Below are 24713 nucleotides of genomic sequence, written 5' to 3'. Positions count from 1 at the left end.
TGATTTTAGAAAGTTCATTCTATCATTACATGGGTGAAAGCATTTGCATTGATTTTATCTATGCTGGCAATGAGAAATAACTATTTCACTTCCTGGAAATTGGGTCTTACACTTAAGTGGAACTAAATTTTGAAACGGAGATGAAATGGCTTATGACAGAAACAAAGAGTCCGAAAGAAAGCCTTATAGTCAATACAGACCAAGTGATGATTAATGATTTAAATAATTATAATACCCTGTTTGGCGGAGTCCTGATGAAGAAGCTGGATAATAACGCAACATTATCTGCCCGCAGACATGCCCGGGTTAAAGAATGTGTCACAGCTTCAACAGATTCAATTGATTTTCTGTACCCTATCCACCAAACTGATTCCGTTTGTGTAGAGTCATTTGTATCGTATACAGGAAATAAATCGATGGAGATCTTTTGCAAAGTAATCGCGGAAGATATGATATCCGGTGAACGCAAAATGGCAGCTACAGCGTTCTTAACCTTTGTTGCGCTAGATGATAATAAGCATCCAATAAAGGTACCTGAAATTGTGCCGGAAACCGAAGAGGAAAAATTCCTGTATGAATCAGGAAAAGAAAGAGCTCAAACAAGAAGAGTTAGAAGAAAGCACAGTAAAGAATTAACCGAAATCATTGGCTTAGAAAAGCCTTGGGAAAAAGGAGTGTATGTTTAATGGCACAAGTAATGGCGGGATTAAACGATATTCGTAGAGCAAAAGATGATATCGAAGTATTAAAAAGAAACTATGATGACATTTATGAGCAGTTGACTCACGTCGTCAGCTTAACGAGGCAAATGCAGCTCAAATACGGATATATGGGAGCGCTGCTAATGGATAATGAACTGCCTGAGTTTAAACCAAAGTTTGTTAGGGACTCTATTCTAACGTTGTACCAAAAAGAAGTTCAAAAGCTTAAAGGTCATCAGGACATTGCTCAGGTTAAAGCTCTGCTTCAGAGAAACAGCAAAGTAGGAGAGCCTAAAATTTTTCTGTTAATTCTTGGAGCCAAACCAGAGTTAATTCAAGGTTCTACCTTCATTAAATAATGTAGTGGGCTGTCTCTTAAGGGACAGTCTTTTTTTGCTTCTGCTTTTCTCTTCTCACACATTTGGGCACATATACATATGTTGTCAGAAGAGGTGGTGAAAAATGGACCATTTACAGAGTCACGACCCAGTGGTGGTCGAAAAAGAAGAATGGAAAAAAAGGCAGCTAAAAGGCCGTTTAAAGCAAGTACTTACGATATCCTCTCCCATATTTATTCTCATGCTCTGGGAATTTTTATCCCGCACTGGACTAGTGGATGCCCGCTTTTTTCCACCCCCGACAGATATTATTCAAACATTTTTAGTAATGGGGACAAGTGGTGAATTATTTAACCATATTGGAATATCCTTATTTCGTATTTTCGCCGGATTCTTACTGGGAGTTATTCCTGCTATTGCCCTCGGGCTTGTAATGGGGCTCTACTCTCCTATGCGGCATTTCTTCTCGCCATTAATTATGGCTTTAATGCCTATACCTACGCTCGCTCTTTTGCCGATCATATTGATCCTTTTTGGTGTGGGAGAGGTTTCAAAAATCGTAACCATCGCTGGCAGTGTATTTTTTCCTGTCGTCATTAATACCGTTGCCGGGGTTATCAACATTGATCGGATTTACCTGGATGTTGCGAAAAACTATGGAGCGAACTCGAAGAACTTTTTCTTCAAAATTGCTCTGCCGGGATCACTCCCCGTCATGCTTGAAGGAATCCAGATGGGGCAGGCAATTGCTCTTTTAACAATCGTAGCTGCGGAAATGATGGGGGCTACTTCAGGGATCGGCTACTTGATCTGGACTTCTTACAAAGCCTTCCTGCTGCAGGAGATGTACGTAGGGCTTGTACTGATATCGTTCTTTGGCTACTTGTTTTCGCTTATCCTTCGAGGCTTCCAGAAAAAGCTGGTTCCTTGGCGCTAGCAGCAATAAAGGGGGGAGTTTATGGAAGCAAAGATTTCAATTAACCATTTGACTAAAGTCTTTTATAAAAAAGGGAACAGTGTCACTGCATTACAGGACATTTCCCTAAATATTAAAGACGGTGAATTCGTCTGCTTAGTGGGGCCGAGTGGATGCGGAAAAACGACTCTGCTCCGTATCCTGGCTGATCTTGAAACACCGAGTACGGGAGATTTCACAATAGCCAGAGGCAAGCAGGACCGCCCGCTGCAATCAATGGTCTTTCAAGAGAGAGGGGTTATCCCCTGGCTTACAGTTGAGGAAAATGTGGCGTTTGGATTAAAGATGAGGCATTTACCTAGAAAAGTAATAAAAGAGCGTACGGACTATTATTTAGAAAAAGTCGGACTCGGCAGATTTGCTAAACTGTATCCGAAAGAACTCTCAGGCGGTATGAAACAAAGAGTGAGCATAGCGAGAGCTTTTGCGAATGATCCGGAAATATTGCTGATGGATGAACCGTTTGCCGCTTTAGATGAGCAAAACAAGTTCATTCTTCAGGAAGAGCTGCTCAACATTTGGTCAGAAACCAAAAAGACGGTCTTATTTATCACCCACAGTATTGATGAAGCATTGCTGCTGAGCGACAGGGTCCTTCTTATGAGCTCACAGCCCGGCCGGATTGTGGATGAAAAAACCATTCATATGCCGAGACCGCGAACTATGGAACAGGTGCGGGCTGATCCTGTGATGGCTGAGCACTTCGTGGAAATTTGGAAACACCTGCAGGATGAAGTTCAAGGATCTAGAGTGTAAGAAAGGTGATGGACGTGAAAAAGTTCACGAAACTATTTTTTATTCCAATGGTTTTGTTTATCATGCTTATAAGTGGATGTTCTAATGGAGAAGAGAAAGTTGACGATAGTATGAGTGATGAAAATCCATCTGGCGACTTGGCCCCTTTAAGCAAGGAAGTTAAAGTCTTAATTGCGGAAGACGGCGCTGCTTCTGGAGCCGGGTTTTATATTGCAAAAGAGAAAGGGTATTTTGACGATTATAATATCAACGTAGAATTCACACAGTTTGCGAACAGTGATGATATGCTGCCGGCCTTAGCGGCAGGGGAAGTTGATATCGCTGGAGGAGTTTCGACCTCTTCCTTCTTTAATGCCATTGCACAGGGAATTGATGTAAAGATTATTGCTGATAAAGGTCATTACGTTGATGGAAATTCTTACTTTTCCTTTGTGATCCGAAACGACCTGGAAGATGAAATCAAAGATTATTCTGATTTAAAGGGTAAGAAAATTGCTGTCTCCTCACAGAACGCTGTTGACGATTATATCTATCACGAAATGCTTAAACATGCCGGACTGACAGAAGATGACGTCGAGTTCGTCTTAATGTCTGACTTTGGAAATATGCTGGCAGCTATGGGGAATGGCACGATAGATGCGGCTCTTCAGATCGAACCGTTAATCACACAAGGTGTCGAGCAGGGGATTCACACCCGGTTTGGCGATGCAACGGACTTCGCGCCAGATGCCCAAATTGCGATGGTTCTGGCTTCACCTGTATTCTTAAATGAGGAAGAAGACGTTTCCTTAAGATTTATGGCAGCTTATCTTAAAGGAGTACGCGATTATAATGATGCTTTCATCAAAGGGGAAGGCAAAGATGAAATTATCGATATCATGACCAAACACACGGCGTTAAAAGACCCTGCGTTATGGGAAAAAGTTGCTGTAACTGGTCTGGATCCAAATGGAGAAATGTTTATTGATGACATTAAAAAGCAGTATGATATGTATGAGAAGAATGGGGCGACCCGTGGAGAGTTTGATTTCGATAAATCCATTGATACGTCAGTTACTGAAAAAGCTGTAGAGGTTATTGGCAAGTATGAAGAGGAAGAATAGTTAAGGAAAAGCCGCTGCTACTGCAGCGGCCTTTAACATTGGTAAAACTTCTTCGTGTTTTCCAAAAGAATGTCATATACTTTGTCCAGCTTTATGCTTTTGATTTCGCTGATCATTTTTACAGAATCATGAATCATACGAGGGTGGGTAAGCTCATCTTTAAACTTGCCTTTAAACGGCCAAGGGCCATCTGTCTCAACCATCATTAATTCAATCGGGAAGGTGGAAATGATATGCTGAATTTCCTTTTCATAAAGACAATCGGGAGTAATGGATATATAAAAACCCGTCCTTTTTATCTGCTCCAGTGTGTTATCTGATCCCTTGAACCAGTGAAAATGAGCTTTTTCAATAGAATAATTTTTTAACAAATCCAATACGATGTCTGCATCTTCATAAATAGCATGTAAAACGATAGGCTTATTAAGATGTTTAGCCGTCTGTATAAATGCTGCTAATACTTTGATATAGTCGTCCAGTTCTACATGCTCATCTTTTTTTCGTAAATAATATGGAAGTCCGACTTCTCCAATCGCGGTTATACCCTCTTTATTTTCTCGGGCCAGCTTTAAAATTTGGTCGAGTTCTTTTTTAGAAGGAAGTGGCTGCTCAGGGTGATAACCTATAGCGGTCTTTATTTTGCGGTGATTTTTTTGCAGCTGTAAATTCCGTAAAGCTGACCTATAATCACTTGATACAGTAATTAATGCTGCAATCTTATTCTTGAAAAGGCTGCTAAGTATTTTATTTCGTGAATTCTCTTCGTACATATCTAAGTGAATATGGGCATCAATCACCGGCCGTTTCATAATAAATCCCTCCCTATCTTGGATTGCTTTTTTTGAGCATGACATACCAAAATTTAGAATTCAACATAGAACATATTTTCTTTTTAAATAGCTAAGCTACCTAGTAAAGGAGGGGGAATTTTAATGGGAAAGAAAGCTAAAAATAAAAGCAAAGAAGATATTAATGCTTTAAAAAGACAAAAAGGCGAGCAGGGCAAACGCACTAAATAATTGGTTCTGTTTTAAAACGAACTGATTTCTCATGATATAAGGGGTTCTGCGAGACTCCTGCTTAAAAAGTGGGAGGTCGAGACCCCGCAGAGAGAGGTCACAAACTAGGGGGCTTGACCGTTCGTCCGCGGAAAGCGAGCAGGTTCCCCTTTTCATGAAGTTGATAAATAATAAAAAAGTAACTATCCAAGGTGATAGTTACTTTTCTCATTTAATACGTAATTGGAGATCCCGGTCCAAGATCGATTCCTAAGAGCATCCATACGATTAGGAATAGAGACCATGTAACAAAGAATAATATGGAATATGGGAACATAACCGAAATCATTGTCCCAATTCCCATTTTTTTATCATACTTCTGTGCAAAAGCAATAATGATGGCAAAATACGTCATTAACGGTGTAATGATATTGGTTGAGGAATCAGCAATACGATAAGCCATTTGAGTCAGTTCTGGGGAATAGCCAAGCTGCATCATAATCGGTACAAAGACTGGTGCCATCATAGCCCATTTAGCGGAAGCACTTCCGATAAATAAGTTAATGAATCCCGCAACCAGCATAAATCCGATAATTAGAGGAATACCTGACAGATTAATAGATTCCAGGAACTGTGCTCCAAGCACACCTAAAACAATTCCCATGTTGGACTCGGTAAAATAAGCAACGAACTGACCGGCGGTAAAGGCAAGAACGATGAACATTCCCATCGATGCCATCGTATCAGAAAGCTGGTCCGCTACATCTTTATCATTTCGGATCGTTTTTGTAACCTTTCCATATACGAGACCAGGAATGAAGAATAGAATTGCAATAATTGGTACGAGTGAGCTCATGAATGGTGATTGGACAATCTTTCCGCCTTCTCCGCGCATGATCGCATCAGGAGGAAGGATAAGTAGTGAAAATGCAGCTGAGGCAGCAAGCAGTGAAACACCTGCCCATATCAATCCTTTTTTCTCAATTGGTTCCAGTCCATTAAGATCTTCTGTGTAGTCACCTTTGTATTTACCCAGACGAGGTTCAACGATTTTTTCAGTAACCAAAGCTCCTACGATGGTCAGCAGAAATACAGAAGCGGCAATGAAATAATAGTTCATCGCAACGTTCATGCCTTCTGCGTACGCAGGGTCTACAACAGCTGCTGCATCAATCGTTAATTCTCCAAGCATTGGGTCAGTAGCCGATAGGAAAAGGTTAGCACTAAACCCGGCAGATACTCCGGCAAAAGCAGCGGCCAAACCAGCCAGCGGATGTCTTCCAAGAGCCGCAAAGATTACTGCACCAAGCGGTGGAAGAACAACATAACCCGCATCTGATGCAATACTGGACATAATACCAGCAAATACTAAACCAAGAGTAACCAGACTTCTTGGCACGGATAATACAAAACCTCTTAGGCACGCACTGATTAAACCGGTTCGCTCAGCAATACCAATCCCTAACATAGTTGCCAGAACAACACCTAAAGGCGCAAAGCCAATAAAGTTGTCGACCATGCTTTCAAAAATATACTGAATGCCTTCAGCACTTAATAGGTTTTTAACCTCTACCGTTCCGCCATCTTCTCCCGGGTGTTCAACGCTAACCCCAGTGGCAGATACAATAGCGGAAATTAATATAACAGCCAATGCTAATATAGCAAATAGCGTAACAGGGTGGGGAAGCTTATTTCCTAGAAATTCAACCCCGTCAAGAAAACGCTGGAACAGTCCGCGACGCTTTTTTTCCATTGTTTTCGAACTCCTTTCATTCCTCAGAAACAGTGTTAATAATTTAAGATTTCTGAAAATTTATTACAAAATTTACTATGTAAATTCCATGTAAAACATTATAAAAGAATATGAAATAATTGAAATAGATTAGGAAAAAGTAGAATAAATAAAAATATTTTGTCATTTTTTGTCGAGGTGGTATATTGGGGTTTCTAATGGAAACGCCAATATAACGTTTCCAGGAAACAGCCAGCCTCTTTAATAAGGCTGGCTGTTTTTTTAAGATGAAGTATTCTTTTCTGTCTTGTTTATAATGGAAGTACCTACCAGGTCCCCTGTTACATTAAGTGCCGTACATCCCATCCCTACAAGAACATCAACTGCTGTTAATAAGGCAACAGCTTCCATAGGCAGGCCGATTTGCGCAAAAACAGTAGCGATCATAATTATACCTGCGCCGGGCACTCCAGCCGTTCCTACAGAAGCAAGGGTGCCTATAATTACAATTTGGACGATAGCGGCAAATGATAATGGCTCGTTAATTACGTTAGCCGCAAACACAGCAGATACAGCAATTCTTATAGCTGCCCCGTCCATATTTATCGTCGCACCTAATGGAAGGCTGAAGCCGTATAAGCTTTTATTTAAGCCTAAGTTACGTGCAGCGTTTAATGTAAGAGGCAGGGTGCCTGAACTGCTTTGTGTCACAAATGCCGTCGTTAATGGTGTTCTTGCTTCCTTAAAGAAAGAGTCAGGGCGGACCTTTGCCAGCAGCAGGGCTATAATGTATAAGCCGAGCTGCACGAGTAGAGCTACATATAAAACGATGATAAAATTACCGAGTGAAAATAGAGTGTCAGCCCCCTGACTGCCGACTACATCTGCAATAATTGCAAAAATTCCAATCGGTACATATTGAAGAATTCCCTTCATTACCGTTAAAGTCGCTTCATTTAAAGCATCGATTAATCGATACAGACGGTCTCCCAAGTCCTTTTGTTCGGAAGATGCTCTCAAGTAAGCGATACCGACACCAAACGCCAAGGCTGTAAAGATAATACCGAGTAGATTTAATTCAGAAAATGCTGTAACGATATTATTAGGAACAATATTTAGTAAAACTTGCACAACTCCTGGATTTTCAGGTGTTTCAAAACTTTCATTTCCCGTCAGGCTCGTTCCAGTGCCCGGATTAAAAATGCTGGCTGTTGTTATCCCGACAACAATGGCAATGGCAGAAGTCGCTAAATAATAGATAAATACTTTTCCGCCCATCCGTCCCAGACTTTGAAGATTAGTCTGATTCACACCAATAATTAATGTGAAAAGGATTAAAGGTAAAATGATGAACTGCAGAAGACGAAGCAGCAAGTCACCTAAAGGTGATAACACTGCCGCGTTTTCCCCTAATAGAAGCCCAGTGAGAATACCAATAATTAGAGCGAAAGTGATTTTCTTAATAAGGGATGTTTCTATATATTTTTTTGCTAACTTTTTCATTAAAAAACCTCCTTTTATATATAATTCCTATCTTTTTACTAAGTTTTAACCTTCCTCACAATAAACAATTATATTTAGTGTGTCAAAATGAACGCTTTCTACCCGGGAGGAAAAGTTAATAGGAATAAAAGTAAAATTATAGTAACCTAAAGGTAATAGTCAGAAAGGGGTTTTCGTTATGTATGAAGGGATTCACCATGTATCTTTGCTGGTCACTGATATTGAACGAGCGAAACACTTTTATGGAGAGAAATTAGGTTTTCAGGAAAGCGACGACCGACCGGACTTTGGTTTTCCTGGCGCATGGTATCAGATAGGAAACACGCAATTGCACCTTATCGTGTATGAAGAAGGAAAAACATTAAGAGGGACGACCGCTATCGAAAGCCGTGACGGTCATTTTGCCATTCGGGCGGCCGATATTCATAAATTGATTGAAAGACTTGAGGAGCAGGAGATTAAGTTTGTGAATAAGCCGGACAATAAAACAGAGTGGCACCAGGTTTTTGTCACTGATCCAGACGGCAATGTTATTGAGTTTAACCAATAAAATAGGGGGACCCATGGATGTGGAAAAATAGTGTGTTTACCAGTATGGCTGGTATTGATTATCCGATCGTCCAAGCAGGTATGGCAGGCGGTGTAACGACTCCGGAATTAGTAGCAGCCGTTTCTTCAGCCGGAGGGCTCGGTACTTTAGGAGCCGGATATATGAATGCGGAATCGATGGAGAAGAGCATCCAGAAGATTAAAAGCTTAACTTCCGCAACGTTTGGGGTGAATTTATTTATCCCTGAGTATCCGGAAATAGATCAAGAGGAATTGCAGAAAGCTTCCAAAAAGCTTAACTCTTATCGTGAAGAATTAGGAATAGAAAGAAGTGAACTGCCTTCCAATACCACTTCCTCGTTTAAAAGTCAGCTGGAGCTTGTATTAAAATACCGTGTGCCGGTTTGCAGCTTTACTTTTGGTGTGCCTGATAAAGAGGTAGTGCAGGAATTAAAAAGAGAAGACATATTAGTGATAGGAACAGCGACCACCGTACAGGAAGCTGTAGTTAATGAAGAAAACGGAGTTGACGTCATCGTAGCCCAGGGAAGTGAAGCTGGCGGACACCGCGGTTCCTTTTTAAGTGCTTTTGATAAAGCGATGATTGGAACCATTTCCTTAGTTCCCCAGGTTGTTGATGAAGTCAATGTTCCGGTTATAGCCGCAGGCGGAATTATGGATGGCAGAGGACTGCTGGCAGCATGCGCATTAGGAGCCCAGGGCGTTCAAATGGGGACTGCTTTTGTAACAAGCCTTGAAAGCGGAGCAAAAGAACCTCATAAACAGGCGATCTTACATACAACAGAAGAGAAGACGGTGATCACTTCAGCCTTTAGCGGAAAGCCCGCTAGAGGAATTGAAAATCAGTTTATCCGTAATATGAAATCATATGAAGGTGACCTGCCTGCTTATCCACTTCAGAATTCATTAACGAAAGACATCCGAAAAGAAGCAGCGAATCAAAACAAGCCCGAATATATGTCGTTATGGTCGGGACAAAGTCCGCGTTTAAGCCAGCAGCTTTCAGCATCCGCTATAGTAGAAAAGGCTGTGGCTGAGGCGGAGCAGTTAATGAAACGATTATCTTGAAACAAACTTATTTCCTGCGACCGAGAACCTCCAAGGGTAATCACGGGCCTCACCAGAATTGTCGATCCCGATCCGCTTGCCTTGGGAGATTTCGTGAGGCTGATATCCGTTTTTTATATAAAGAGGAGGAACATTTAACGCATGGCCGTAGTCTTCCTGGGAGATGCCAAGAGCTTTTGTCAGTTTGCCCGGCCCGTTCGTTAAATCCTTCTCCTTTTTATCTCCTCTTCTTTCATACATTAAATCAATGCCTTTCACCGGTTCAACCGCTCGAATAAGAACAGCCTCCGGTTTACCAACAGGACCGCTAACCACATTGACTAAGCAATGAGTGTGCATAACATACGTATAGGCATTTCCGGCTGGCCCAAACATGACTTCCGTCCGCTTCGTTCTAAGATTGTTAAAGCTGTGAGCCGCTTGATCTTCTGGACCCATATAGGCTTCAGTTTCAACGATAAAACCGGAAGCTGGACCTTCCTCTGTTTCTTTAACAAGTTCACACCCCAATAAAGCCCGGGCCAGCTCCAGCGTCGGCTGCTCGTAAAAATCTTTAGGCAAAATACTCATAGAGGTACCTCCTGTAAAAATACTTGCCTCAAAGTATATCATTGGAGCAGCGATGCAGGAAACGAAGTAACTTTTTTAATTAATGATTATGGAAGAATCGTTTACAATAGGAGGAGGAAGGAGGTAAAGGTATGGAACCCTTTATCAGAAACGACCAATTTAATTTTATTAAAGATCAGATCAATCATCTTATAAATGCGCACACCACCGTTAACGACACAGGTGTGATCAGCGCTATGAAATCTTTGACAGCAGAAAAAGTCGGAGAAGTTTTTGAAGAGCTTTCAGAGCAGCAGTCCGACATGTTAAATAAAAGCAGGGACATTGAAGACCAGGCTGATGCCGTCCTCTTTTTATCACAGCTTCGCGCCTTTGTTATTCCTTTTCCTAAGATTAATGAACAGAAACTGAACAAGCTGTTTCCGAAAGTGAAAAAATTTAAAGCTCCTTCATTTCAAGATATAGATCGAAGAGACCTAAGCTACATCGGATGGAACGATTACGGAGCTGGCCGTAAATTTTTAGTCACTCATGTAGATGGAAAGTGGCACGGCTTGGAGGGAAGTTTTACAAGAGCCCAGCAAAAAAATATCTGTACAATTTGCAATGGACATGAAAAGGTCGGCCTGTTTACAGCTAAGGTAAAAGAATCAGGTGATTATATGCTCAAGAGAGGAAACTATATTTGTCAGGACAGTTTGGTCTGCAATCGAAACTTAATGAAGCTGGAGGAATTGCATCGATTTGTTCAGCAGATGAAGGAAGCGTCTTCTTAAAGGAAGACGCTTATTTTTAAAAGGTAATGTTAAACAATGTTGGTATTTGAAAAGGATCTGCGAGAGTTCTGCTTAAAAAACGGACTGGCAAGGCCCACCGTGAGGGGTGAGTGAGCAGGATTGACGGTTCGTCCGCTTAAAAGGGAGCGGTTTGCATCCATTTTATCAAAAGGAGTCTTTTAAAAATCTGTTCTGAACGAGCAGAAAAAGACAGGATGGATCTGAAGGTTACTGCTAGCATGTTAAATAAGGAGTGGGTCATATGACTATGGTCGAATCATTGCAAAAAGCAATCAATTATATGGAAAATAACCTCACCGAAAACATCTCCATGGAGAACATTGCCAAAGAGGCAAATATGTCGCTTTATCATTTTCAGCGGACGTTTTCTGTATTAACAGACATTTCCGCAGGGGATTACTTAAGGCGCAGGCGGTTAACTTTAGCCGCTCAGGAGCTCTCAAGGACCCATCACAAAGTAATTGATATCGCCTATAAGTATGGCTATGAAACTCCTGAATCATTTTCCAAAGCTTTTCGAAAACAGCACGGCGTTTCTCCAAAAGAAGCCCGCACTTTTTCCGGAAAGCTCACTTCTTATAACCGCCTGATCATTCAGGTGAACTTGAAAGGAGCAGAACCTATGCAGTATCGGATTATTGAGAAAGAAGGGTTCCATATTGTCGGAGTAAAAGAAAAGTTTTCCTTAGAGAATGGGGAGAATGAAGAGGGTATAACTAAAATGTGGAAGAGGGCAAACTCTGATGGTACAAGTGAGAACATTATCAAATTCAGCAATCATATGATCAATGGATGGCTCGGGGTTTGTGTGGGCGAACCTGAAGGCAAACATATGGACTACTGGATTGCCGTTACATCAGATGAAGAAGTTCCCGAAGGTTTTCAGACAAGAGAAATACCAGCAGCCAAATGGGCGGTTTTTGGAGTTCATGGTGCCATGCCGCACGCTATCCAAAGCGCGTGGAAGCAAATTTTCTCGGAATGGTTCCCATCAAGCGGATACGAGCATGCCCCATCACCTGAGCTGGAAGTTTATGGTGAAGGAGATCCATACAGCGAAGATTATTATTCAGAAATATGGATTCCGGTGAAATAGAGACGCTTGCTGGGGATTCTTTCCACAGTTGTTTTTGGATATACAGGAGACAATCCAATATTTAAAGAGACTTTCGATAAAGAAAGTCTCTTTTTTCTGCAAAACCATCCATTTTTTATCAAAAAGGTATCGAAACCTCCGAAGAGAGAAAAGATAATAGAAACTAAGCGGGAGGTCAATTACATGACATATGATTGCATAATTGTTGGCGGTGGAATCGCGGGTCTGCAAGCTTCTATTTTATTTGGTCGATACAAGAGGTCTGTGCTTGTAATAGACTCCAGTGACGGTCGCTCTAATCGATGCAGAAAATATAACAACATCCTTGGTTTTGATAATGGAGTAAGCGGCAAACAATTAAGAGAGACAGGACGTAAGCAGGCGGAAAGCTATGGTATCCATTTCCTAGAAGGAAAAGTAACACACGTACATAAAGATACAAAACAATTTACCGTGCACACGCAGCGGGGAGAAAGTTTTTCAGCAAAGACAATGCTTCTATCCACAGGAGTTAAGGACAACATTCCTCCATTTCCAGGGCTTGAACCTTGTTTAGGGCTTTCTGTATATATTTGCCCTGATTGTGATGGATATGAAATTAAAGATAAGAAAACGATCGTAATGGGGTCCGGAGATAAGGGGGCTTCTATGGCATTGGCCCTGCTTTATTGGAGTTCGGATATTCTTCTTATAAACCACGACGGCAGAAGGATTTCCAGAAAGCTGAGAAAGAAATTAAAGCTGGCTGATGTAAAAGTAGAAAAGAAAAAGGTCAGGCAGATTATCCAGGAAAAAGGAATTTTTCAAGGAGTAGAGCTGACGGATGGACAAAGGATTGAAGGAGAAAAGGGGTTTGCGGCCTTTGGCGGAAATGCTGTTCATTCAGAGTTGGCCAAATCACTTGGCGCGAAGTCTTTAAAGAACAACCATTTAGTGGTCGATCCGCATACGAAAATGACTACGGTCAATAACCTGTGGGCCGCAGGAGATGTAGTTGCTCATTCGGAACTTGTCAGTGTGGCGATGGGTGAAGGAGCCCAGGCAGCTATTTTTATCCATAAACAGCTTTTTCATTTATAATAAAATGAAAAGGAGATGCTGCAATGGAGGAAAAATTAATACGAGTAGGCACCACTTATCTTCCTGTGAGAGATGTGGAGGAGTCTGTCGATTGGTATGTAAGGAATTTAGGGGCAGCGCTCAGCTATCAGGATAAACAGAAAGCAATTATTAATTTGGCGGATCAGAGCTTCTTTCTCGTTAAATCTCAACAAGGTCAAACAGCTAATTTTCATGATGAAAATGGAGACATCCAAGCTTCCTTAACTTTTGAAGTAGATGGCGTGGAGGCCCTCACTGAGTTACATAGTGAATTAATAGAAAAAGGCATTAAAACGGGTGAAATTGAGGATAGAGGACATCCGGGCAGAAATTTCATTTTTAATGACGTAAACGGCAATATGTTTGATGTATGGAGTGAGCTAAGTCAGCATTTTAGGAAAAAATAAAAGAGAAGCCTTCTAATAGCAGCCTCTCTCTTTTATAATTCTCCGCTGAACAAAGAAAAGTATCCAAAATGTATAGAAATTACTACCAAGACTCCTAGTATGCTGAAATGCCGGCATGATTAGTTCCCTGCCTAAGATGATAGATGTACAAGCTGAATCTTGTGCTCCTTATAGCTCAGGCGTTTATCCATAAACATCCCGTATATCCTGGGGGGCACTCAGGCAGAAGCCATAGCGAACGCTTATCCAGTAAGAGGGAACAGATTTCAAAAGCAATAATAACCACGAATGGAAATGTGATTAAAGATCCGGAAGAAGGAATTGAAAAAGCGAGAGAAGCTCTCGGAAGAAAAGGTTTCTATGTAGAGACTACAGCAGATGCTTAGGCGGTTTATTAAAATACCAGTCAGAGGTTTTACAGGAGAAAACTATTGTAATGTCCTTGTGTGGGTCAGGGGAAAAAGTAAACGATTGTGCAGAATGACTGAATATGAGGTTTGATGTAGAAAAAAGAAAAGAAGGCACAAAAAAAGACGGCTGCACCGTCAAGACACACCTAAGCATGGTCATTATTTACCAATACTTTCCTATCAATTTTCAGAAAAATGGAAATAATTACACATACTATAATGAACTTGTGATATACTCTAAGCGCAGGGCCTGTATCAGAATGAGTAAGACCTCATACAGGGAGGTGATCGCCCGTGAGTCCGTTTGAAGCAATAAGCGTAATGTTAAGCTTTGGGATGCTGATAGCGGTTTTAATTCACAATAAACAATAGAATATTAGGCTCATTCTGAATTTTTTAATCCAAGGTGTTGGGGCACCTTGGTTTTTTTCATTAACAATTATATACTTATTTCTACATGATATCAAGTAGCCGACGACCCACTTCTTAAAATACATTGATCTGTTTTGACCTATAAACAGGACAATTGGTCTATTTACTCGCCATTTTTTAGAGTGGAATCGAATAAATTCACCATTGTTCCCAGCTTTTCAACATGTTTCTATCAGTCAAAAATGTCTCATAAGTGAATATCTCATAGTTAAAGTTATGCTCACTATAACCGTTTTATGATCAAGTTAAACCTATAAATTGGCTAAAGGAAGCACAAAAATGAAACCTTTATTTCTTCTTGGAGCGGAGGCAAAGATAATGCTCTCTATAAATGTATGCTGGATAAAAATTATGATGTAAAAGGTTTGTTCTCAACAACTTGTTAAAAAGCTTAACTGATAACCCTCAGTGATCTAGGATTCCCGACCGTTTGCTATTATATATGAATTTTTAAATTTTTAAATCTAGGAACGAAAGCGTTGGAGAAACTTAATATTAAAAAGAAAAATCTTTTTGGACAGATGCTGTACTTTCTTTTTCGGATCTGATCATTTATGGGCTGCGAGCCCTCTTTAAATCCTGCTGGACCGTAATCAAATTTTGGATTTACAGAGGATGAAATCTGCCTCCCTCTTCATACTAATCAGGAAGGGAGGGATGAAGGATGGGAAGAGACCGACAAGAGAAAAAGCTAAGAGAATCTGGAAGGGTTGAATCTGATCGTGATCAGAGTCTGGAATATCCAGGAGCTACCAAGCTTGAGGGGCCGGAGGAGGCTCGAAAAAGAAACCAGTAAAAGAGACCTCATCTGCTTATGAGCAGATGAGGTTTTTTATTTTGTATAGGACAAACTGGGGTCTGGAAAAGCTAAGTGACAAGGGGGATTTCATATGATGAATGTGTTTGAGGCTTTGTCACTTATGATTAACTTTAGTATGCTGGTGATCGTTGTTTTGAAATTCCATGATCGTGATGAAGAATAAATCTTAGAATTTAATTTCCTGCAGATTCTTAATATGGTTTTTATGAAATAGTGAATCGGGCTTTTCACAGATAATGCTTATAGCGTTTCCATCTGGATCGTAAACATCGAAACTTGTCATCGTGTCTCCATCTTTAATTTCTGTAGTCTCTGCTTTGTTACGCTTAAAACTTTGATGGGCCCGTGAGATATCGTCTACCGTTAAATTAAAGTACACATTTTTATTTTCTTCTGTTACTACAAATTCAGAAGGCTGATAACTATTGACTTCGATTAAAGCAATGCCTGTTGTACCTGAAGGAAAAACGTAACCAGCTCCGCCGCTCCAATCGTCCACAAGAATAAGACCTAAGTTTTCTTCGTACCAAGGTTTTGACTTCTCTAAATTAGTCACGGGAATGAAAATACTTCCTACTTGAAACACGCAAATCACTCCTTTTCTTAATTGATTCGTCATTAGTGGAGAAAATCCTTTTATCCAGTATATCAATGTTTAAGAAAGACCTCTTTAATAAAGAGAGGTCTTTAGCTTGGAGAGAATCCCGTGATTTTTCAAGAAGCTTTTATATCGCTTTTTAGCGGACGAATACCCGAGCCTCCTCGAAGAAACCCCACACTATTCAAAAAGAAACTTACTCGATCCAGCTGATGGCAGCTAAGTCAGGGGAGTGTTTCCTTTTTAGAAAAGACAGTAAGTCTGACCCTCTATTCTTTTGGGGGATGCGAGTGGGGGATGCGAGCTCTATTCCATAAGAAAAGGGCTGTCGAGAAAGATTCGACAGCCCTTTTAGCATTTACTTATTTGTCATCTTCAATCAGTGGATATACGCCGTTTTCATCGTGTGTTTCCTGACCAGTGATTGGCGGGTTGAACACACAAACCATGCGCATATCTGTGTTAGCACGAAGCAGATGCTCGTCATACTCATCCAGTGCGTAAATTTCATTGGCTTTGATCGGCCATATTTTACCGTCTTTCAATGTTTCTACTTCACCGTCACCTTCGATGCAGTATACAGCTTCCAGGTGGTTTTGATACCAGATGTGAGTTTCAGTTCCTGCTTTAATGGTTGTATCGTGTACGGAATACCCCATGCCATCTTTCTTAAGAAGCAGACGGCGGGACGTCCAGTTATCACCTTTTACTTCATTTTCTGTACCGATTACATCTTCTAGTTTAACTACTTTCATGTTTGAATCCTCCAATTAGTGTTGTATGGTTTGATTTATTTATTGGATGGGGAGGGAAGCTGTGTGAGTTCATTCCCTCCAATCCGAAAGTAACTGTAGAATTAGGAAGTGACTAGGTCGTTTTCTTTAGCGACAGATCGAACGGATTCTTCAATAATCTTGAAGCCTTCTTCCAGTGCCTCATCGTCAATGTTAATCGGCGGGAAGAGTTTAAATACTTCATCGTCAGCCCCGGCTGTTTCCATGATTAGTCCTTGTTCAAAGGCACGGGCAGCCACTTTTTCAGAGAAGCCTTCTACACTAGAAGAGATCCCCTGCATTATGCCCCGGCCTTTACGGTATCCTTTCATTTCAGGATATTTCTCCACAAGTCCTTCAAGGAAATCAGTGATCTTCTTAGCTTTATCCTGAATGCTTTGTTCGAAGGCTGGGTCATCCCAGTAGTTGAGAGCTTCTGTAGCTGTTACAAAAGCCATATTATTTCCACGGAATGTTCCATTATGCTCTCCTGGAGCCCATACATCATGCTCAGGTTTAATAAGTGTAATCGCAAATGGAAGACCATAACCGCCGATTGATTTAGACAGGCAGACAACGTCAGGCTTAATTCCCGCAGGTTCAAAGCTGAAGAATGTACCTGTACGTCCGACTCCAGCCTGCACATCATCAATGATCAGGAAGATGTCCCAGCGCTTACAGATGCTTTCAAGCTTCTTCAGCCATTCAAAGCTTGCCGTATTCAGTCCGCCTTCACCTTGAACGGTTTCTAAAATAACGGCAGCAGGGATTTCTACACCGCTTCCTCCATCTTCAAGATAACGTTCCAGGTAATCAAGTGAATCAGAACCTTCATCCATATAGTTGTCATATGGCATCGTTACCGTATTATGGAGCGGAATTCCAGCTCCTTTACGCTTAAAGGAGTTACCTGTAACGGAAAGCGCTCCAATCGTCATTCCGTGGAAGCCGTTAGTGAAGCTAATCACTTCTGTGCGGCCTGTTACTTTACGCGCCAGTTTTAGAGCGCTTTCCACAGTGTTCGTACCTGTTGGTCCAGGGAACATTACTTTATATTCTAAATCTCGTGGTTTTAAGATTACTTCGTTCAATTTAGTTAAGAAGTCTTTTTTAGCAGTAGATGCCATGTCAAGACTGTGAGTAATTCCATCATTAGAAATATAATCAATCAGTTTCTTTTTCATATTCGGATCGTTGTGGCCGTAGTTAAGTGCCCCGGCTCCACTAAAGAAGTCGAGATATTCTTTTCCTTCTACGTCCCACATTTTATAGCCCTGTGCTTTCGTGAAAATCGTTGGAAAGCTGCGGCAGTAAGAGCGTACCTCTGATTCTAATTGATCAAATACACTAAGATCGTTATTCATTTCCTAAAATCCTCCTTGGTTGGGTATCAAAAAATTAGCTTCTTATTTATTAATTGGTCCGACTCTATACGTAAGTTCTTCCTCATGGTCGTCTCCAGGGAAAAGTTCTTCTCCGAAACAATCTGATACTTTACATTTCGTATCATTGTCTCGGGCAAGGCGTTTAAACAGGGATTGGGAAGCTTTATTGGATGGTGTAACCGTTGCTTCCACATATTTCACATCTTTGCAGCTTTCTCGCTCCAACAGCCCGTTTAAGAGTCTTGAGGCTACCCCTTTGCCTCGCTGGGATTTATCGGTTCCTACCTGCCAGATAAATAAGACATCTTCCTTTTCCGGCGGAATAAACGCTGTCACAAATCCAACGAGTTTGTCATCCTGTTTTGCTACAATACAAGTCTCCGAAAAGAATTCACACATCATTATATATTTATAGGGTGAATTTTGATCGAGGGTTGAATTGTTGACCAGTTCCCACATTGCGGAACCGTCTTCAAGAGTGGGTTTTTCGAAGGTTAAGCTATCAGTCTTTTGAATAGTTGCGGTTGTTCCCGTCTCCATGGTCTTAATGATAACGTCCTCCTTTGATTTTTTATTCCCATTGGCAGGGGTCAATCTTTACTAATACATTCCCTTTTTTCAAAAAATCAACCCTTTAGATATATTTGGGAATAATCAATATTTTTATAATAGAGGGGCTTTGGGATATTATCAAACCAGCTTAATGTCGATTAAGCGTGATTAAACGTAAAGAACGATGATGGCACACACTAAGTGGGGCCGTTGTTTAGTTTGCTTATGTATAGTAGTGATTACAGAAGATTTTAAGCAATTTGGAAATTTCATTCTTTTTTAAAACCTTGTTTATCCCTTGTGTATCAAGGGGTTTGAGGGAATGGACATTAGACGTGAAAAAAAGCACATTAAATCGGCTGAAAATAGCGTCAGGAGCACATTCAAAGTGAATTTTGGCAACATGTCGTGTGTCAAACATACATTTAGATTATATTGAAGCATCTGGTGTAACCGCTTTAAAATAAGATTACAGAAAGATACACGAACAAAATTTTAGACGAGGAGTGGTTAACTTGGCTGAACAAAGTCAAAAGACAGGAATTAGAGCAAGAGTGCAAAAGTTCGGCAGCTTCTTAAGTGGAATGATTATGCCGAATATTGCCGCTTTCATCGCTTGGGGTATTATAACTGCATTATTTATAGAGACAGGGTGGATGCCCAATGCAGACTTAGCCGAGATGGTTGGACCTATTTTAACCTATCTTTTACCTATTTTAATCGCCTTTACAGGTGGTAGGTTAGTTCATGGATTGCGAGGCGGGGTAGTCGGGGCCATAGCTGTAATGGGTGTTATTGTTTCAGCAGATGTACCAATGTTCTTAGGAGCAATGGTAATGGGACCATTTGGCGGATATGCGATAAAACAAGTGGACAAGCTGTTGGAAGGACGCGTACGTCAAGGTTTCGAAATGCTTGTGAATAACTTCTCGGCAGGGATTCTCGGTTCTATCCTTACTATTATTTCTTATTACATTGCAGGGCCGGTTATTTCCGGGCTGACGAAAGCACTGGCAGCTGGTGTTGAATTCTTAATTAATGCTGGACTTCTTCCATTAGTTAATATATTTATTGAACCGGCTAAAGTACTTTTCTTAAACAATGCAATTAACCACGGGATCTTAAACCCGATTGGAGCAAGTCAGCAGCAGGAGCTTGGTCAGTCAATCCTGTTTATGTTGGAATCAAACCCTGGACCAGGTCTAGGAATCTTACTTGCGTTTATGGTTTTTGGTAAGGGCGTTTCTAGACAGACAGCACCTGGTGCAGCAATTATTCACTTCTTTGGCGGTATTCATGAGATTTACTTTCCATACGTTTTATCTAAGCCGGCATTAATTTTAGCAGCTATTGCCGGTGGTGTAAGCGGGACGGCAACATTTGCAGCATTTGGTGTAGGATTAAGTGCGACTCCTTCCCCTGGCAGTATCTTTGCTTACTTGGCTTTAACACCGCGCGGCAACTTTGTTGGAGTTCTATTAGGTGTATTAATTGCGACAATCGTTTCCTTCGCGGTAGCATCATTGATCCTGAGGATGAGCAAACAGGAAGAAGAAGAAGATTTAACAGAAGCTACAGCTAAGATGGAAAGCATGAAAGGTAAGAAGAGCAGTGTTTCCGGCAACCTTTCTGTAGAGAAGAATGAAGCTCAGCCAACACAGGCTTCAACTGATGAAGTTCCTTCGTTAAACAGGGAAAATGTAGAGAAAATTATCTTTGCCTGTGATGCGGGGATGGGCTCCAGTGCAATGGGCTCCTCATTATTGAAAAATAAATTTAAGAAAGCGGGAATTGATATTAACGTCACAAATATGGCGATTAATGATCTTCCAGCCGATGTAGATGTAGTTATTACTCACAAAGATTTAACAGAGCGCGCGATTCAAAGAGTACCTAACGCGTACCACATTTCTGTGGATAATTTCTTAAACAGCCCTAAATATGACGAATTAGTAGCAGAATTAAAAACAGATCAATAAATAAGTAAAAGAGCCTGAATCATCTTCAGGCTCTTTATACTTTGGAGATTCTAATCGCTCTTCATGCCATTCTCTCCCACGCGGGGTGATCTGCAAACAGCAATTTGATTAAAACTCTTTTTCTTTACGGTATCCTCTATTAAAAGTTGTCACCAGTCAGATTGAAAGAATTAGTTTTTCTTTTCATTGTGATCATGCGGATAAGGACATATGATGAAGGTGCAAACTATTTAAATAAAACTTGAGAGGAGGTGGAAGCTGGATGTATATGACAGCAAGAGAACGTAAAATCATCGATCAGCTGCTCGAGGCGGACCATAGTGTAACGGTCAAGGAGATTGCCGCTCAACTTGATGTGAGTAAGAGAACGATTCATCGGGATTTAAAAGGTGTAGAGGACATTTTTTCTTCTTATCAACTTCATCTTGAAAAGAAGGCAGGAAGCGGTCTTGAAGTTCTAGGTTCAGATGAAAAGAAAAAGCAGCTTCAGGAAGAGATTAGTCAGCAGACACCTTCGGATTATACGCCTGAAGAAAGACATGTCATTATTCTCTCTCGACTGCTTGAAGCCAAGGATCCGATCAAGCTGATGTCTCTCGCCAATGAACTTGGAGTTACGGTAGCAACCGTAAGTAATGATCTGGATAAAATCGAAGAAGACTTATTCGGCTTCCACCTTACTCTTCTTCGAAAACGCGGATACGGGGTTGAAATCCAAGGAGAAGAAAGCAAGATTCGTGAAGCTATCGGATTTCTGATCATGCGTCATATGGATGAGCTGGATTTTATTAATATCTTAAGGGAAAACTTAGGGAATTCTTCGGCACGAACCGTGGATAGTGTGTCTGACCAGCTGCTGGGGCTGGTGGATAAAGAAAAACTGATGCTGATTGAACGAAGTGTTGACGAAATACGTGCATCTTTGACGTATGACTTAGCAGACAGTGCATACATTGGCCTGGTCATTCACCTCGCTTTGGCTATCGAGAGAATTCAGCAAGGGGAAATCATTGAAATCGATGAGAACTATTTATCGGAGTTAAGGGAAACGAAGGAGTTTTCACTTGCCAGTCGTTTAATCAGACAGCTGGAAGCAACCTTTCAACTGAAGATCCCCGAGGCGGAAATGGGCTATATTACGATGCACCTGATGGGGGCAAAGGTTCGCTATAACCAGGACTCCTTCTTAGAATCAACGAGTCTCAGCGTAGCCTTTAAAGCCAAGCAGCTGATCGATTTTGTTTCAAAAGAAATTGGGGTAAACTTACATGCCTCGTCGCATTTATTGAACGACTTAGTCGTTCATTTAAAACCGAGCATCTATCGCATTGAGCAGAAGATGGATATTCAAAACCCTTTAATGGATCAGATCGAATCTGATTACAAAGAGCTGTTTCGAATAGTAGAGAACGCCGCGGCTCACGTTTTCCCTGAATTTCATTTTCCAAAAGAAGAGACCGCATACCTCGTCATGCACTTTGCGTCAGCGCTGTTAAATGATGAAAAGATTCAAGGGGTGCGCGTATTGGTTGTCTGTTCGAGCGGAATTGGAACAGCAAAGATTCTTGCCGCTAAACTAAACCAGGAATTCAAGGAAATCGAAAAGGTTGAGCACGTATCCCTGTTTGATTTAAATGATATGGACCGCTACGAATTTGATTTAGTCGTCTCGACCGTCGGGCTTTTAGACTTTAAAGATTATATCCAGGTCAGTCCAATGCTTCCTTCAGGGGATGTGCAAAAGATTGAACACGCGATTCGCCGCCTTAAAGTGACGAAGCAGACGCGTATCAAAAATGAAAGCTTTCCTGAGATGCCTGCTGAAGATGAGACGGTCAAAACCATTCAAGCCTCAGTGCAGTCGGTTCAGCGCTATGCGACGGCCGTTCACCAGCTGCTGGACTCCTTATCTATTACACAAGGACAGGAAACTGCGAGTGATGAAGCAGTTAATCAAGCTGTTTCCAGACTTCGAAGCAGTGGAATTGCAAAAGATGCAAGCCTCGTAAAAAAAGCGCTCACAGAACGTGAAAAGCTCGGAGGCCTCGGCATTCCAGGGACAGGACTTGCGTTGTATCATACACGCACAGATGAAATAAAGCAGCCATCATTTACGGTTCACATTTTAGAAGATCCAATTAAAATTATGGGAATGGATCAGCAGGAAACTGAGATGACAACCATGCTGTTAATGCTCGCGCCAAAAGATTTTCATCAGGAAGGTCTTGAATTACTCAGTTTCCTCAGCTCATTAATTGTAGAAGATTCAAATGCCATAGAAACTTTAGAATCAAAAGATAAGGATAAGATTCTCCATTACTTATCCAATCAGCTTCATCATTTTCTTAGAAAAAAATTAAACACAAAGGGAGATTGATTAATAATGACAACAAATATTTTGACAGCAAAAAATGTAAAGCTAAATGCCAGCTTCAGTGAGAAGGAAGAAGCGATCCGCTATGTTGGTGCTGTGTTAAAAGACCAGGGATATGTAAAAGAAGACTATATCGATGAAATGCTTAAGCGTGAAGAGCTTACGTCCACTTTTATGGGGAATTTCGTCGCGATCCCGCACGGTACAGAAGATGCTAAAAAATCTGTTCTGGAAACAGGAATTGCTGTAGTGACTGTGCCGGACGGCGTTGATTTCGGTGACGGCAACATCGTTAAGCTCATGATTGGAATCGCAGGTAAAGGAGACGACCATTTAGAAGTCCTATCCCAAATTGCAATCGTATGCTCTGAAGAAGAGAATATCGATAAAATCCTTTCTGCACAGACAGAAGAAGAAGTCCTTGCCATCTTCAGTGAGGTGAACTAATATGCTTGCTGTTCACTTTGGAGCAGGAAACATCGGCCGCGGTTTTATCGGTACTTTATTAGACCAGGCAGGCTATGAAACCATTTTTGTTGATGTGAATGATCAAATAATTAATGCCCTAAACGATAAGCAGGCGTACGAAGTCATCCTTGCGGGTGGAGGACAGACTATCCAGGTGAAGAACGTTTCCGGGCTTAACAGCATGACACAGGAAGTTCAGGTTATAGAAGCTATTGAAAAAGCAGACCTTATAACAACAGCTATCGGTCCGCACATTCTGCCGAAAATTGCCCCGCTTCTTGCGAAGGCGTTGAAAAAACGCTTTAAAACAAATGAAGCTCCTATTAATGTTATTGCCTGTGAAAATATGATAGGCGGAAGCTCCCTATTGAAAAAGCATGTAGAAGAGCTGATGTCCGAAACAGAAGAGCTGAACCGGCTGGCAGGTTTTCCAAATGCCGGAGTAGACCGTATCGTGCCGATTCAGAATCATGACGATCCACTGACTGTGGAAGTCGAACCTTTTTATGAATGGGTAGTGGAAACTTCTGAAATCAAAGGGGAACCTCCTGCTATTGAAGGTGTTACCTATGTTGAGGACTTGACTCCTTTTATTGAGAGAAAGCTGTTTACCGTTAATACAGGCCACGCCGCTGCAGCGTATATCGGCCGAAAGTATGGCTATGAGACGATTCAGCAGGCAATGCAGGATGAGAAAGTCGTAGAGAAAGTACGCGGGGCCCTTCAGGAAACGGGAGCAGTACTCGCCGCGAAATATAACTTTAACAAAGAGGAGCACCAGGCTTACATCACAAAGATCCTGGATCGTTTCACTAACCCGAGTATGACAGATGAAGTTACTCGTGTCGGAAGAGGACCGATTCGCAAGCTTGGCTCACAGGACCGTTTAATCCGCCCGGCTTTGGACTATCTGGAATGGATTGGAGAAGCCCCTGTCTATCTTCCGGAAGTAATCGCAGCTGCACTGGCGTTTGATGACTCAAACGATGAAGAAGCGCGTGAATTACAGAATCGAATTAATGAAAATGGAGCTATTGAGACATTAAAAGAAGTTTCTCAATTAGCCGATGAACATCTGCTTGTACAATTAGTGGAAAAGCATATTGAAAGTTAACTTTAAACGGCAGGCTGTTGAGATTTTTCTCAACAGCCTGCTTTTTTCAATGGAAGTCTTTGAACAAGCAGGAGTTGAGATTATCGAAAGGA

General features: G+C 41.3%; 27 protein-coding genes. 19 read left to right on the top strand and 8 right to left on the bottom strand.

Features of this window, described 5'->3' with window-relative positions; translation table 11 throughout:
- Nucleotides 1-152: 152 nt before the first annotated feature.
- The 5 genes from HUS26_RS10920 to HUS26_RS10900 all read left to right on the top strand — a co-directional run bounded on the left by HUS26_RS10920 (nucleotide 153) and on the right by HUS26_RS10900 (nucleotide 3874).
- Complete coding sequence (locus HUS26_RS10920; protein WP_173917179.1) at nucleotides 153-686, top strand: acyl-CoA thioesterase; 534 nt, start codon at nucleotides 153-155, stop codon at nucleotides 684-686.
- The gene (locus HUS26_RS10915; protein ID WP_173917178.1) at nucleotides 686-1060 is read left to right on the top strand and encodes a hypothetical protein; all 375 of its coding nucleotides are present in this window, start codon (nucleotides 686-688) and stop codon (nucleotides 1058-1060) included. The genes HUS26_RS10920 and HUS26_RS10915 overlap by 1 nt, the downstream gene beginning before the upstream one ends.
- A 103-nt stretch (nucleotides 1061-1163) precedes the next feature.
- Entirely contained in the window at nucleotides 1164-1976 is an 813-nt protein-coding gene (locus tag HUS26_RS10910) for an ABC transporter permease (protein ID WP_173917177.1), read from the top strand.
- Between the two features lie 21 nt (nucleotides 1977-1997).
- A complete protein-coding gene (locus HUS26_RS10905; protein WP_173917176.1) occupies nucleotides 1998-2771 on the top strand; it encodes an ABC transporter ATP-binding protein in 774 nt (257 codons plus the stop codon).
- A 62-nt stretch (nucleotides 2772-2833) separates the two neighbouring features.
- Complete coding sequence (locus HUS26_RS10900; protein ID WP_371809627.1) at nucleotides 2834-3874, top strand: ABC transporter substrate-binding protein; 1041 nt, start codon at nucleotides 2834-2836, stop codon at nucleotides 3872-3874.
- Nucleotides 3875-3906: 32 nt separating this feature from the next.
- On the opposite strand, the gene HUS26_RS10895 is transcribed toward HUS26_RS10900, so the two are convergent.
- From HUS26_RS10895 to HUS26_RS10885, 3 genes are all read right to left on the bottom strand, one after another.
- Nucleotides 3907-4683 (bottom strand): TatD family hydrolase, encoded by a 777-nt coding sequence (locus HUS26_RS10895; RefSeq protein WP_173917175.1) that lies wholly within the window; start codon nucleotides 4681-4683, stop codon nucleotides 3907-3909.
- Nucleotides 4684-5104: 421 nt separating this feature from the next.
- Entirely contained in the window at nucleotides 5105-6625 is a 1521-nt protein-coding gene (locus HUS26_RS10890) for an AbgT family transporter (protein ID WP_173917174.1), read from the bottom strand.
- A gap of 261 nt (nucleotides 6626-6886) precedes the next feature.
- Nucleotides 6887-8107, bottom strand: coding sequence for a dicarboxylate/amino acid:cation symporter (locus tag HUS26_RS10885; RefSeq protein ID WP_173917173.1), 1221 nt, complete (start codon nucleotides 8105-8107; stop codon nucleotides 6887-6889).
- A gap of 178 nt (nucleotides 8108-8285) precedes the next feature.
- Between HUS26_RS10885 and HUS26_RS10880 the strand changes: the two genes are divergently transcribed.
- Both HUS26_RS10880 and HUS26_RS10875 read left to right on the top strand, forming a co-directional pair.
- Nucleotides 8286-8657, top strand: coding sequence for a VOC family protein (locus HUS26_RS10880; protein WP_173917172.1), 372 nt, complete (start codon nucleotides 8286-8288; stop codon nucleotides 8655-8657).
- 17 nt (nucleotides 8658-8674) lie between these two features.
- Nucleotides 8675-9745: a nitronate monooxygenase family protein gene (locus HUS26_RS10875; RefSeq protein ID WP_173917171.1), complete on the top strand. Its 1071-nt coding sequence runs from the start codon at nucleotides 8675-8677 to the stop codon at nucleotides 9743-9745.
- On the opposite strand, the gene HUS26_RS10870 is transcribed toward HUS26_RS10875, so the two are convergent.
- Nucleotides 9737-10315: a DNA-3-methyladenine glycosylase gene (locus HUS26_RS10870; RefSeq protein ID WP_173917170.1), complete on the bottom strand. Its 579-nt coding sequence runs from the start codon at nucleotides 10313-10315 to the stop codon at nucleotides 9737-9739. The two genes, HUS26_RS10875 and HUS26_RS10870, sit on opposite strands and share 9 nt — an antisense overlap.
- A 131-nt stretch (nucleotides 10316-10446) precedes the next feature.
- On the opposite strand from HUS26_RS10870, the gene HUS26_RS10865 reads away from it, so the two are divergent.
- The 8 genes from HUS26_RS10865 (at nucleotide 10447) to HUS26_RS20015 (ending at nucleotide 15541) form a co-directional block, all read left to right on the top strand.
- Nucleotides 10447-11091 (top strand): FusB/FusC family EF-G-binding protein, encoded by a 645-nt coding sequence (locus HUS26_RS10865; RefSeq protein WP_173917169.1) that lies wholly within the window; start codon nucleotides 10447-10449, stop codon nucleotides 11089-11091.
- A 262-nt stretch (nucleotides 11092-11353) separates the two neighbouring features.
- Nucleotides 11354-12208, top strand: coding sequence for an effector binding domain-containing protein (locus HUS26_RS10860; protein WP_173917168.1), 855 nt, complete (start codon nucleotides 11354-11356; stop codon nucleotides 12206-12208).
- A 183-nt stretch (nucleotides 12209-12391) separates the two neighbouring features.
- A complete protein-coding gene (locus tag HUS26_RS10855) occupies nucleotides 12392-13288 on the top strand; it encodes an NAD(P)/FAD-dependent oxidoreductase (protein WP_173917167.1) in 897 nt (298 codons plus the stop codon).
- Nucleotides 13289-13311: 23 nt separating this feature from the next.
- Nucleotides 13312-13716 carry a VOC family protein gene (locus HUS26_RS10850; RefSeq protein WP_173917166.1) on the top strand — a complete coding sequence of 135 codons (405 nt, stop codon included), beginning with the start codon at nucleotides 13312-13314 and terminating at the stop codon, nucleotides 13714-13716.
- Between the two features lie 143 nt (nucleotides 13717-13859).
- Nucleotides 13860-14102, top strand: coding sequence for a hypothetical protein (locus HUS26_RS10845; protein ID WP_173917165.1), 243 nt, complete (start codon nucleotides 13860-13862; stop codon nucleotides 14100-14102).
- 318 nt (nucleotides 14103-14420) lie between these two features.
- Nucleotides 14421-14498 carry a putative holin-like toxin gene (locus HUS26_RS20245; protein ID WP_371809626.1) on the top strand — a complete coding sequence of 26 codons (78 nt, stop codon included), beginning with the start codon at nucleotides 14421-14423 and terminating at the stop codon, nucleotides 14496-14498.
- 724 nt (nucleotides 14499-15222) lie between these two features.
- Nucleotides 15223-15354 (top strand): YpzI family protein, encoded by a 132-nt coding sequence (locus HUS26_RS10840; RefSeq protein ID WP_173917164.1) that lies wholly within the window; start codon nucleotides 15223-15225, stop codon nucleotides 15352-15354.
- A gap of 94 nt (nucleotides 15355-15448) precedes the next feature.
- Complete coding sequence (locus HUS26_RS20015) at nucleotides 15449-15541, top strand: putative holin-like toxin (RefSeq protein WP_254434176.1); 93 nt, start codon at nucleotides 15449-15451, stop codon at nucleotides 15539-15541.
- Between the two features lie 3 nt (nucleotides 15542-15544).
- Here the strand turns inward: HUS26_RS20015 and HUS26_RS10835 are convergent, their stop codons facing one another.
- From HUS26_RS10835 to ectA, 4 genes are all read right to left on the bottom strand, one after another.
- Nucleotides 15545-15997: a VOC family protein gene (locus HUS26_RS10835; RefSeq protein WP_254434175.1), complete on the bottom strand. Its 453-nt coding sequence runs from the start codon at nucleotides 15995-15997 to the stop codon at nucleotides 15545-15547.
- Between the two features lie 341 nt (nucleotides 15998-16338).
- Entirely contained in the window at nucleotides 16339-16731 is a 393-nt protein-coding gene (locus HUS26_RS10830; RefSeq protein WP_173917163.1) for an ectoine synthase, read from the bottom strand.
- A gap of 101 nt (nucleotides 16732-16832) precedes the next feature.
- Nucleotides 16833-18113 carry a diaminobutyrate--2-oxoglutarate transaminase gene (gene ectB / locus HUS26_RS10825; RefSeq protein ID WP_173917162.1) on the bottom strand — a complete coding sequence of 427 codons (1281 nt, stop codon included), beginning with the start codon at nucleotides 18111-18113 and terminating at the stop codon, nucleotides 16833-16835.
- A 42-nt stretch (nucleotides 18114-18155) separates the two neighbouring features.
- Nucleotides 18156-18674, bottom strand: coding sequence for a diaminobutyrate acetyltransferase (gene ectA, locus HUS26_RS10820; RefSeq protein WP_173917161.1), 519 nt, complete (start codon nucleotides 18672-18674; stop codon nucleotides 18156-18158).
- A 596-nt stretch (nucleotides 18675-19270) separates the two neighbouring features.
- On the opposite strand from ectA, the gene HUS26_RS10815 reads away from it, so the two are divergent.
- The 4 genes from HUS26_RS10815 (at nucleotide 19271) to HUS26_RS10800 (ending at nucleotide 24621) form a co-directional block, all read left to right on the top strand.
- On the top strand, nucleotides 19271-20665 hold the full coding sequence (locus HUS26_RS10815; protein ID WP_254434282.1) for a PTS mannitol transporter subunit IICBA: 1395 nt from the start codon (nucleotides 19271-19273) through the stop codon (nucleotides 20663-20665).
- 262 nt (nucleotides 20666-20927) lie between these two features.
- On the top strand, nucleotides 20928-23042 hold the full coding sequence (locus HUS26_RS10810; protein ID WP_173917159.1) for a BglG family transcription antiterminator: 2115 nt from the start codon (nucleotides 20928-20930) through the stop codon (nucleotides 23040-23042).
- 6 nt (nucleotides 23043-23048) lie between these two features.
- A complete protein-coding gene (locus HUS26_RS10805; protein WP_173917158.1) occupies nucleotides 23049-23486 on the top strand; it encodes a PTS sugar transporter subunit IIA in 438 nt (145 codons plus the stop codon).
- A 1-nt stretch (nucleotide 23487) separates the two neighbouring features.
- Nucleotides 23488-24621 carry a mannitol-1-phosphate 5-dehydrogenase gene (locus HUS26_RS10800; protein WP_173917157.1) on the top strand — a complete coding sequence of 378 codons (1134 nt, stop codon included), beginning with the start codon at nucleotides 23488-23490 and terminating at the stop codon, nucleotides 24619-24621.
- The last annotated feature ends 92 nt before the right edge of the window (nucleotides 24622-24713 follow it).

Source organism: Halobacillus sp. Marseille-Q1614 (assembly GCF_902809865.1).
Taxonomy (GTDB): domain Bacteria; phylum Bacillota; class Bacilli; order Bacillales; family Halobacillaceae; genus Halobacillus_A.
Note: the sequence above shows the minus strand (reverse complement) of the source record. Positions and strands in the feature narration are given on the sequence as shown.

What these genes read in the sequence shown, in the direction of transcription:
- HUS26_RS10920 (WP_173917179.1), top strand. Translation starts at nt 153, where the DNA reads ATGACAGAAACAAAGAGTCCGAAAGAAAGCCTTATAGTCAATACAGAC.
- HUS26_RS10915 (WP_173917178.1), top strand. Translation starts at nt 686, where the DNA reads ATGGCACAAGTAATGGCGGGATTAAACGATATTCGTAGAGCAAAAGAT.
- HUS26_RS10910 (WP_173917177.1), top strand. Translation starts at nt 1,164, where the DNA reads ATGGACCATTTACAGAGTCACGACCCAGTGGTGGTCGAAAAAGAAGAA.
- HUS26_RS10905 (WP_173917176.1), top strand. Translation starts at nt 1,998, where the DNA reads ATGGAAGCAAAGATTTCAATTAACCATTTGACTAAAGTCTTTTATAAA.
- HUS26_RS10900 (WP_371809627.1), top strand. Translation starts at nt 2,834, where the DNA reads ATGCTTATAAGTGGATGTTCTAATGGAGAAGAGAAAGTTGACGATAGT.
- HUS26_RS10895 (WP_173917175.1), bottom strand. Translation starts at nt 4,683, where the DNA reads ATGAAACGGCCGGTGATTGATGCCCATATTCACTTAGATATGTACGAA.
- HUS26_RS10890 (WP_173917174.1), bottom strand. Translation starts at nt 6,625, where the DNA reads ATGGAAAAAAAGCGTCGCGGACTGTTCCAGCGTTTTCTTGACGGGGTT.
- HUS26_RS10885 (WP_173917173.1), bottom strand. Translation starts at nt 8,107, where the DNA reads ATGAAAAAGTTAGCAAAAAAATATATAGAAACATCCCTTATTAAGAAA.
- HUS26_RS10880 (WP_173917172.1), top strand. Translation starts at nt 8,286, where the DNA reads ATGTATGAAGGGATTCACCATGTATCTTTGCTGGTCACTGATATTGAA.
- HUS26_RS10875 (WP_173917171.1), top strand. Translation starts at nt 8,675, where the DNA reads ATGTGGAAAAATAGTGTGTTTACCAGTATGGCTGGTATTGATTATCCG.
- HUS26_RS10870 (WP_173917170.1), bottom strand. Translation starts at nt 10,315, where the DNA reads ATGAGTATTTTGCCTAAAGATTTTTACGAGCAGCCGACGCTGGAGCTG.
- HUS26_RS10865 (WP_173917169.1), top strand. Translation starts at nt 10,447, where the DNA reads ATGGAACCCTTTATCAGAAACGACCAATTTAATTTTATTAAAGATCAG.
- HUS26_RS10860 (WP_173917168.1), top strand. Translation starts at nt 11,354, where the DNA reads ATGACTATGGTCGAATCATTGCAAAAAGCAATCAATTATATGGAAAAT.
- HUS26_RS10855 (WP_173917167.1), top strand. Translation starts at nt 12,392, where the DNA reads ATGACATATGATTGCATAATTGTTGGCGGTGGAATCGCGGGTCTGCAA.
- HUS26_RS10850 (WP_173917166.1), top strand. Translation starts at nt 13,312, where the DNA reads ATGGAGGAAAAATTAATACGAGTAGGCACCACTTATCTTCCTGTGAGA.
- HUS26_RS10845 (WP_173917165.1), top strand. Translation starts at nt 13,860, where the DNA reads ATGTACAAGCTGAATCTTGTGCTCCTTATAGCTCAGGCGTTTATCCAT.
- HUS26_RS10840 (WP_173917164.1), top strand. Translation starts at nt 15,223, where the DNA reads ATGGGAAGAGACCGACAAGAGAAAAAGCTAAGAGAATCTGGAAGGGTT.
- HUS26_RS20015 (WP_254434176.1), top strand. Translation starts at nt 15,449, where the DNA reads ATGATGAATGTGTTTGAGGCTTTGTCACTTATGATTAACTTTAGTATG.
- HUS26_RS10835 (WP_254434175.1), bottom strand. Translation starts at nt 15,997, where the DNA reads ATGACGAATCAATTAAGAAAAGGAGTGATTTGCGTGTTTCAAGTAGGA.
- HUS26_RS10830 (WP_173917163.1), bottom strand. Translation starts at nt 16,731, where the DNA reads ATGAAAGTAGTTAAACTAGAAGATGTAATCGGTACAGAAAATGAAGTA.
- ectB (WP_173917162.1), bottom strand. Translation starts at nt 18,113, where the DNA reads ATGAATAACGATCTTAGTGTATTTGATCAATTAGAATCAGAGGTACGC.
- ectA (WP_173917161.1), bottom strand. Translation starts at nt 18,674, where the DNA reads ATGGAGACGGGAACAACCGCAACTATTCAAAAGACTGATAGCTTAACC.
- HUS26_RS10815 (WP_254434282.1), top strand. Translation starts at nt 19,271, where the DNA reads ATGATTATGCCGAATATTGCCGCTTTCATCGCTTGGGGTATTATAACT.
- HUS26_RS10810 (WP_173917159.1), top strand. Translation starts at nt 20,928, where the DNA reads ATGTATATGACAGCAAGAGAACGTAAAATCATCGATCAGCTGCTCGAG.
- HUS26_RS10805 (WP_173917158.1), top strand. Translation starts at nt 23,049, where the DNA reads ATGACAACAAATATTTTGACAGCAAAAAATGTAAAGCTAAATGCCAGC.
- HUS26_RS10800 (WP_173917157.1), top strand. Translation starts at nt 23,488, where the DNA reads ATGCTTGCTGTTCACTTTGGAGCAGGAAACATCGGCCGCGGTTTTATC.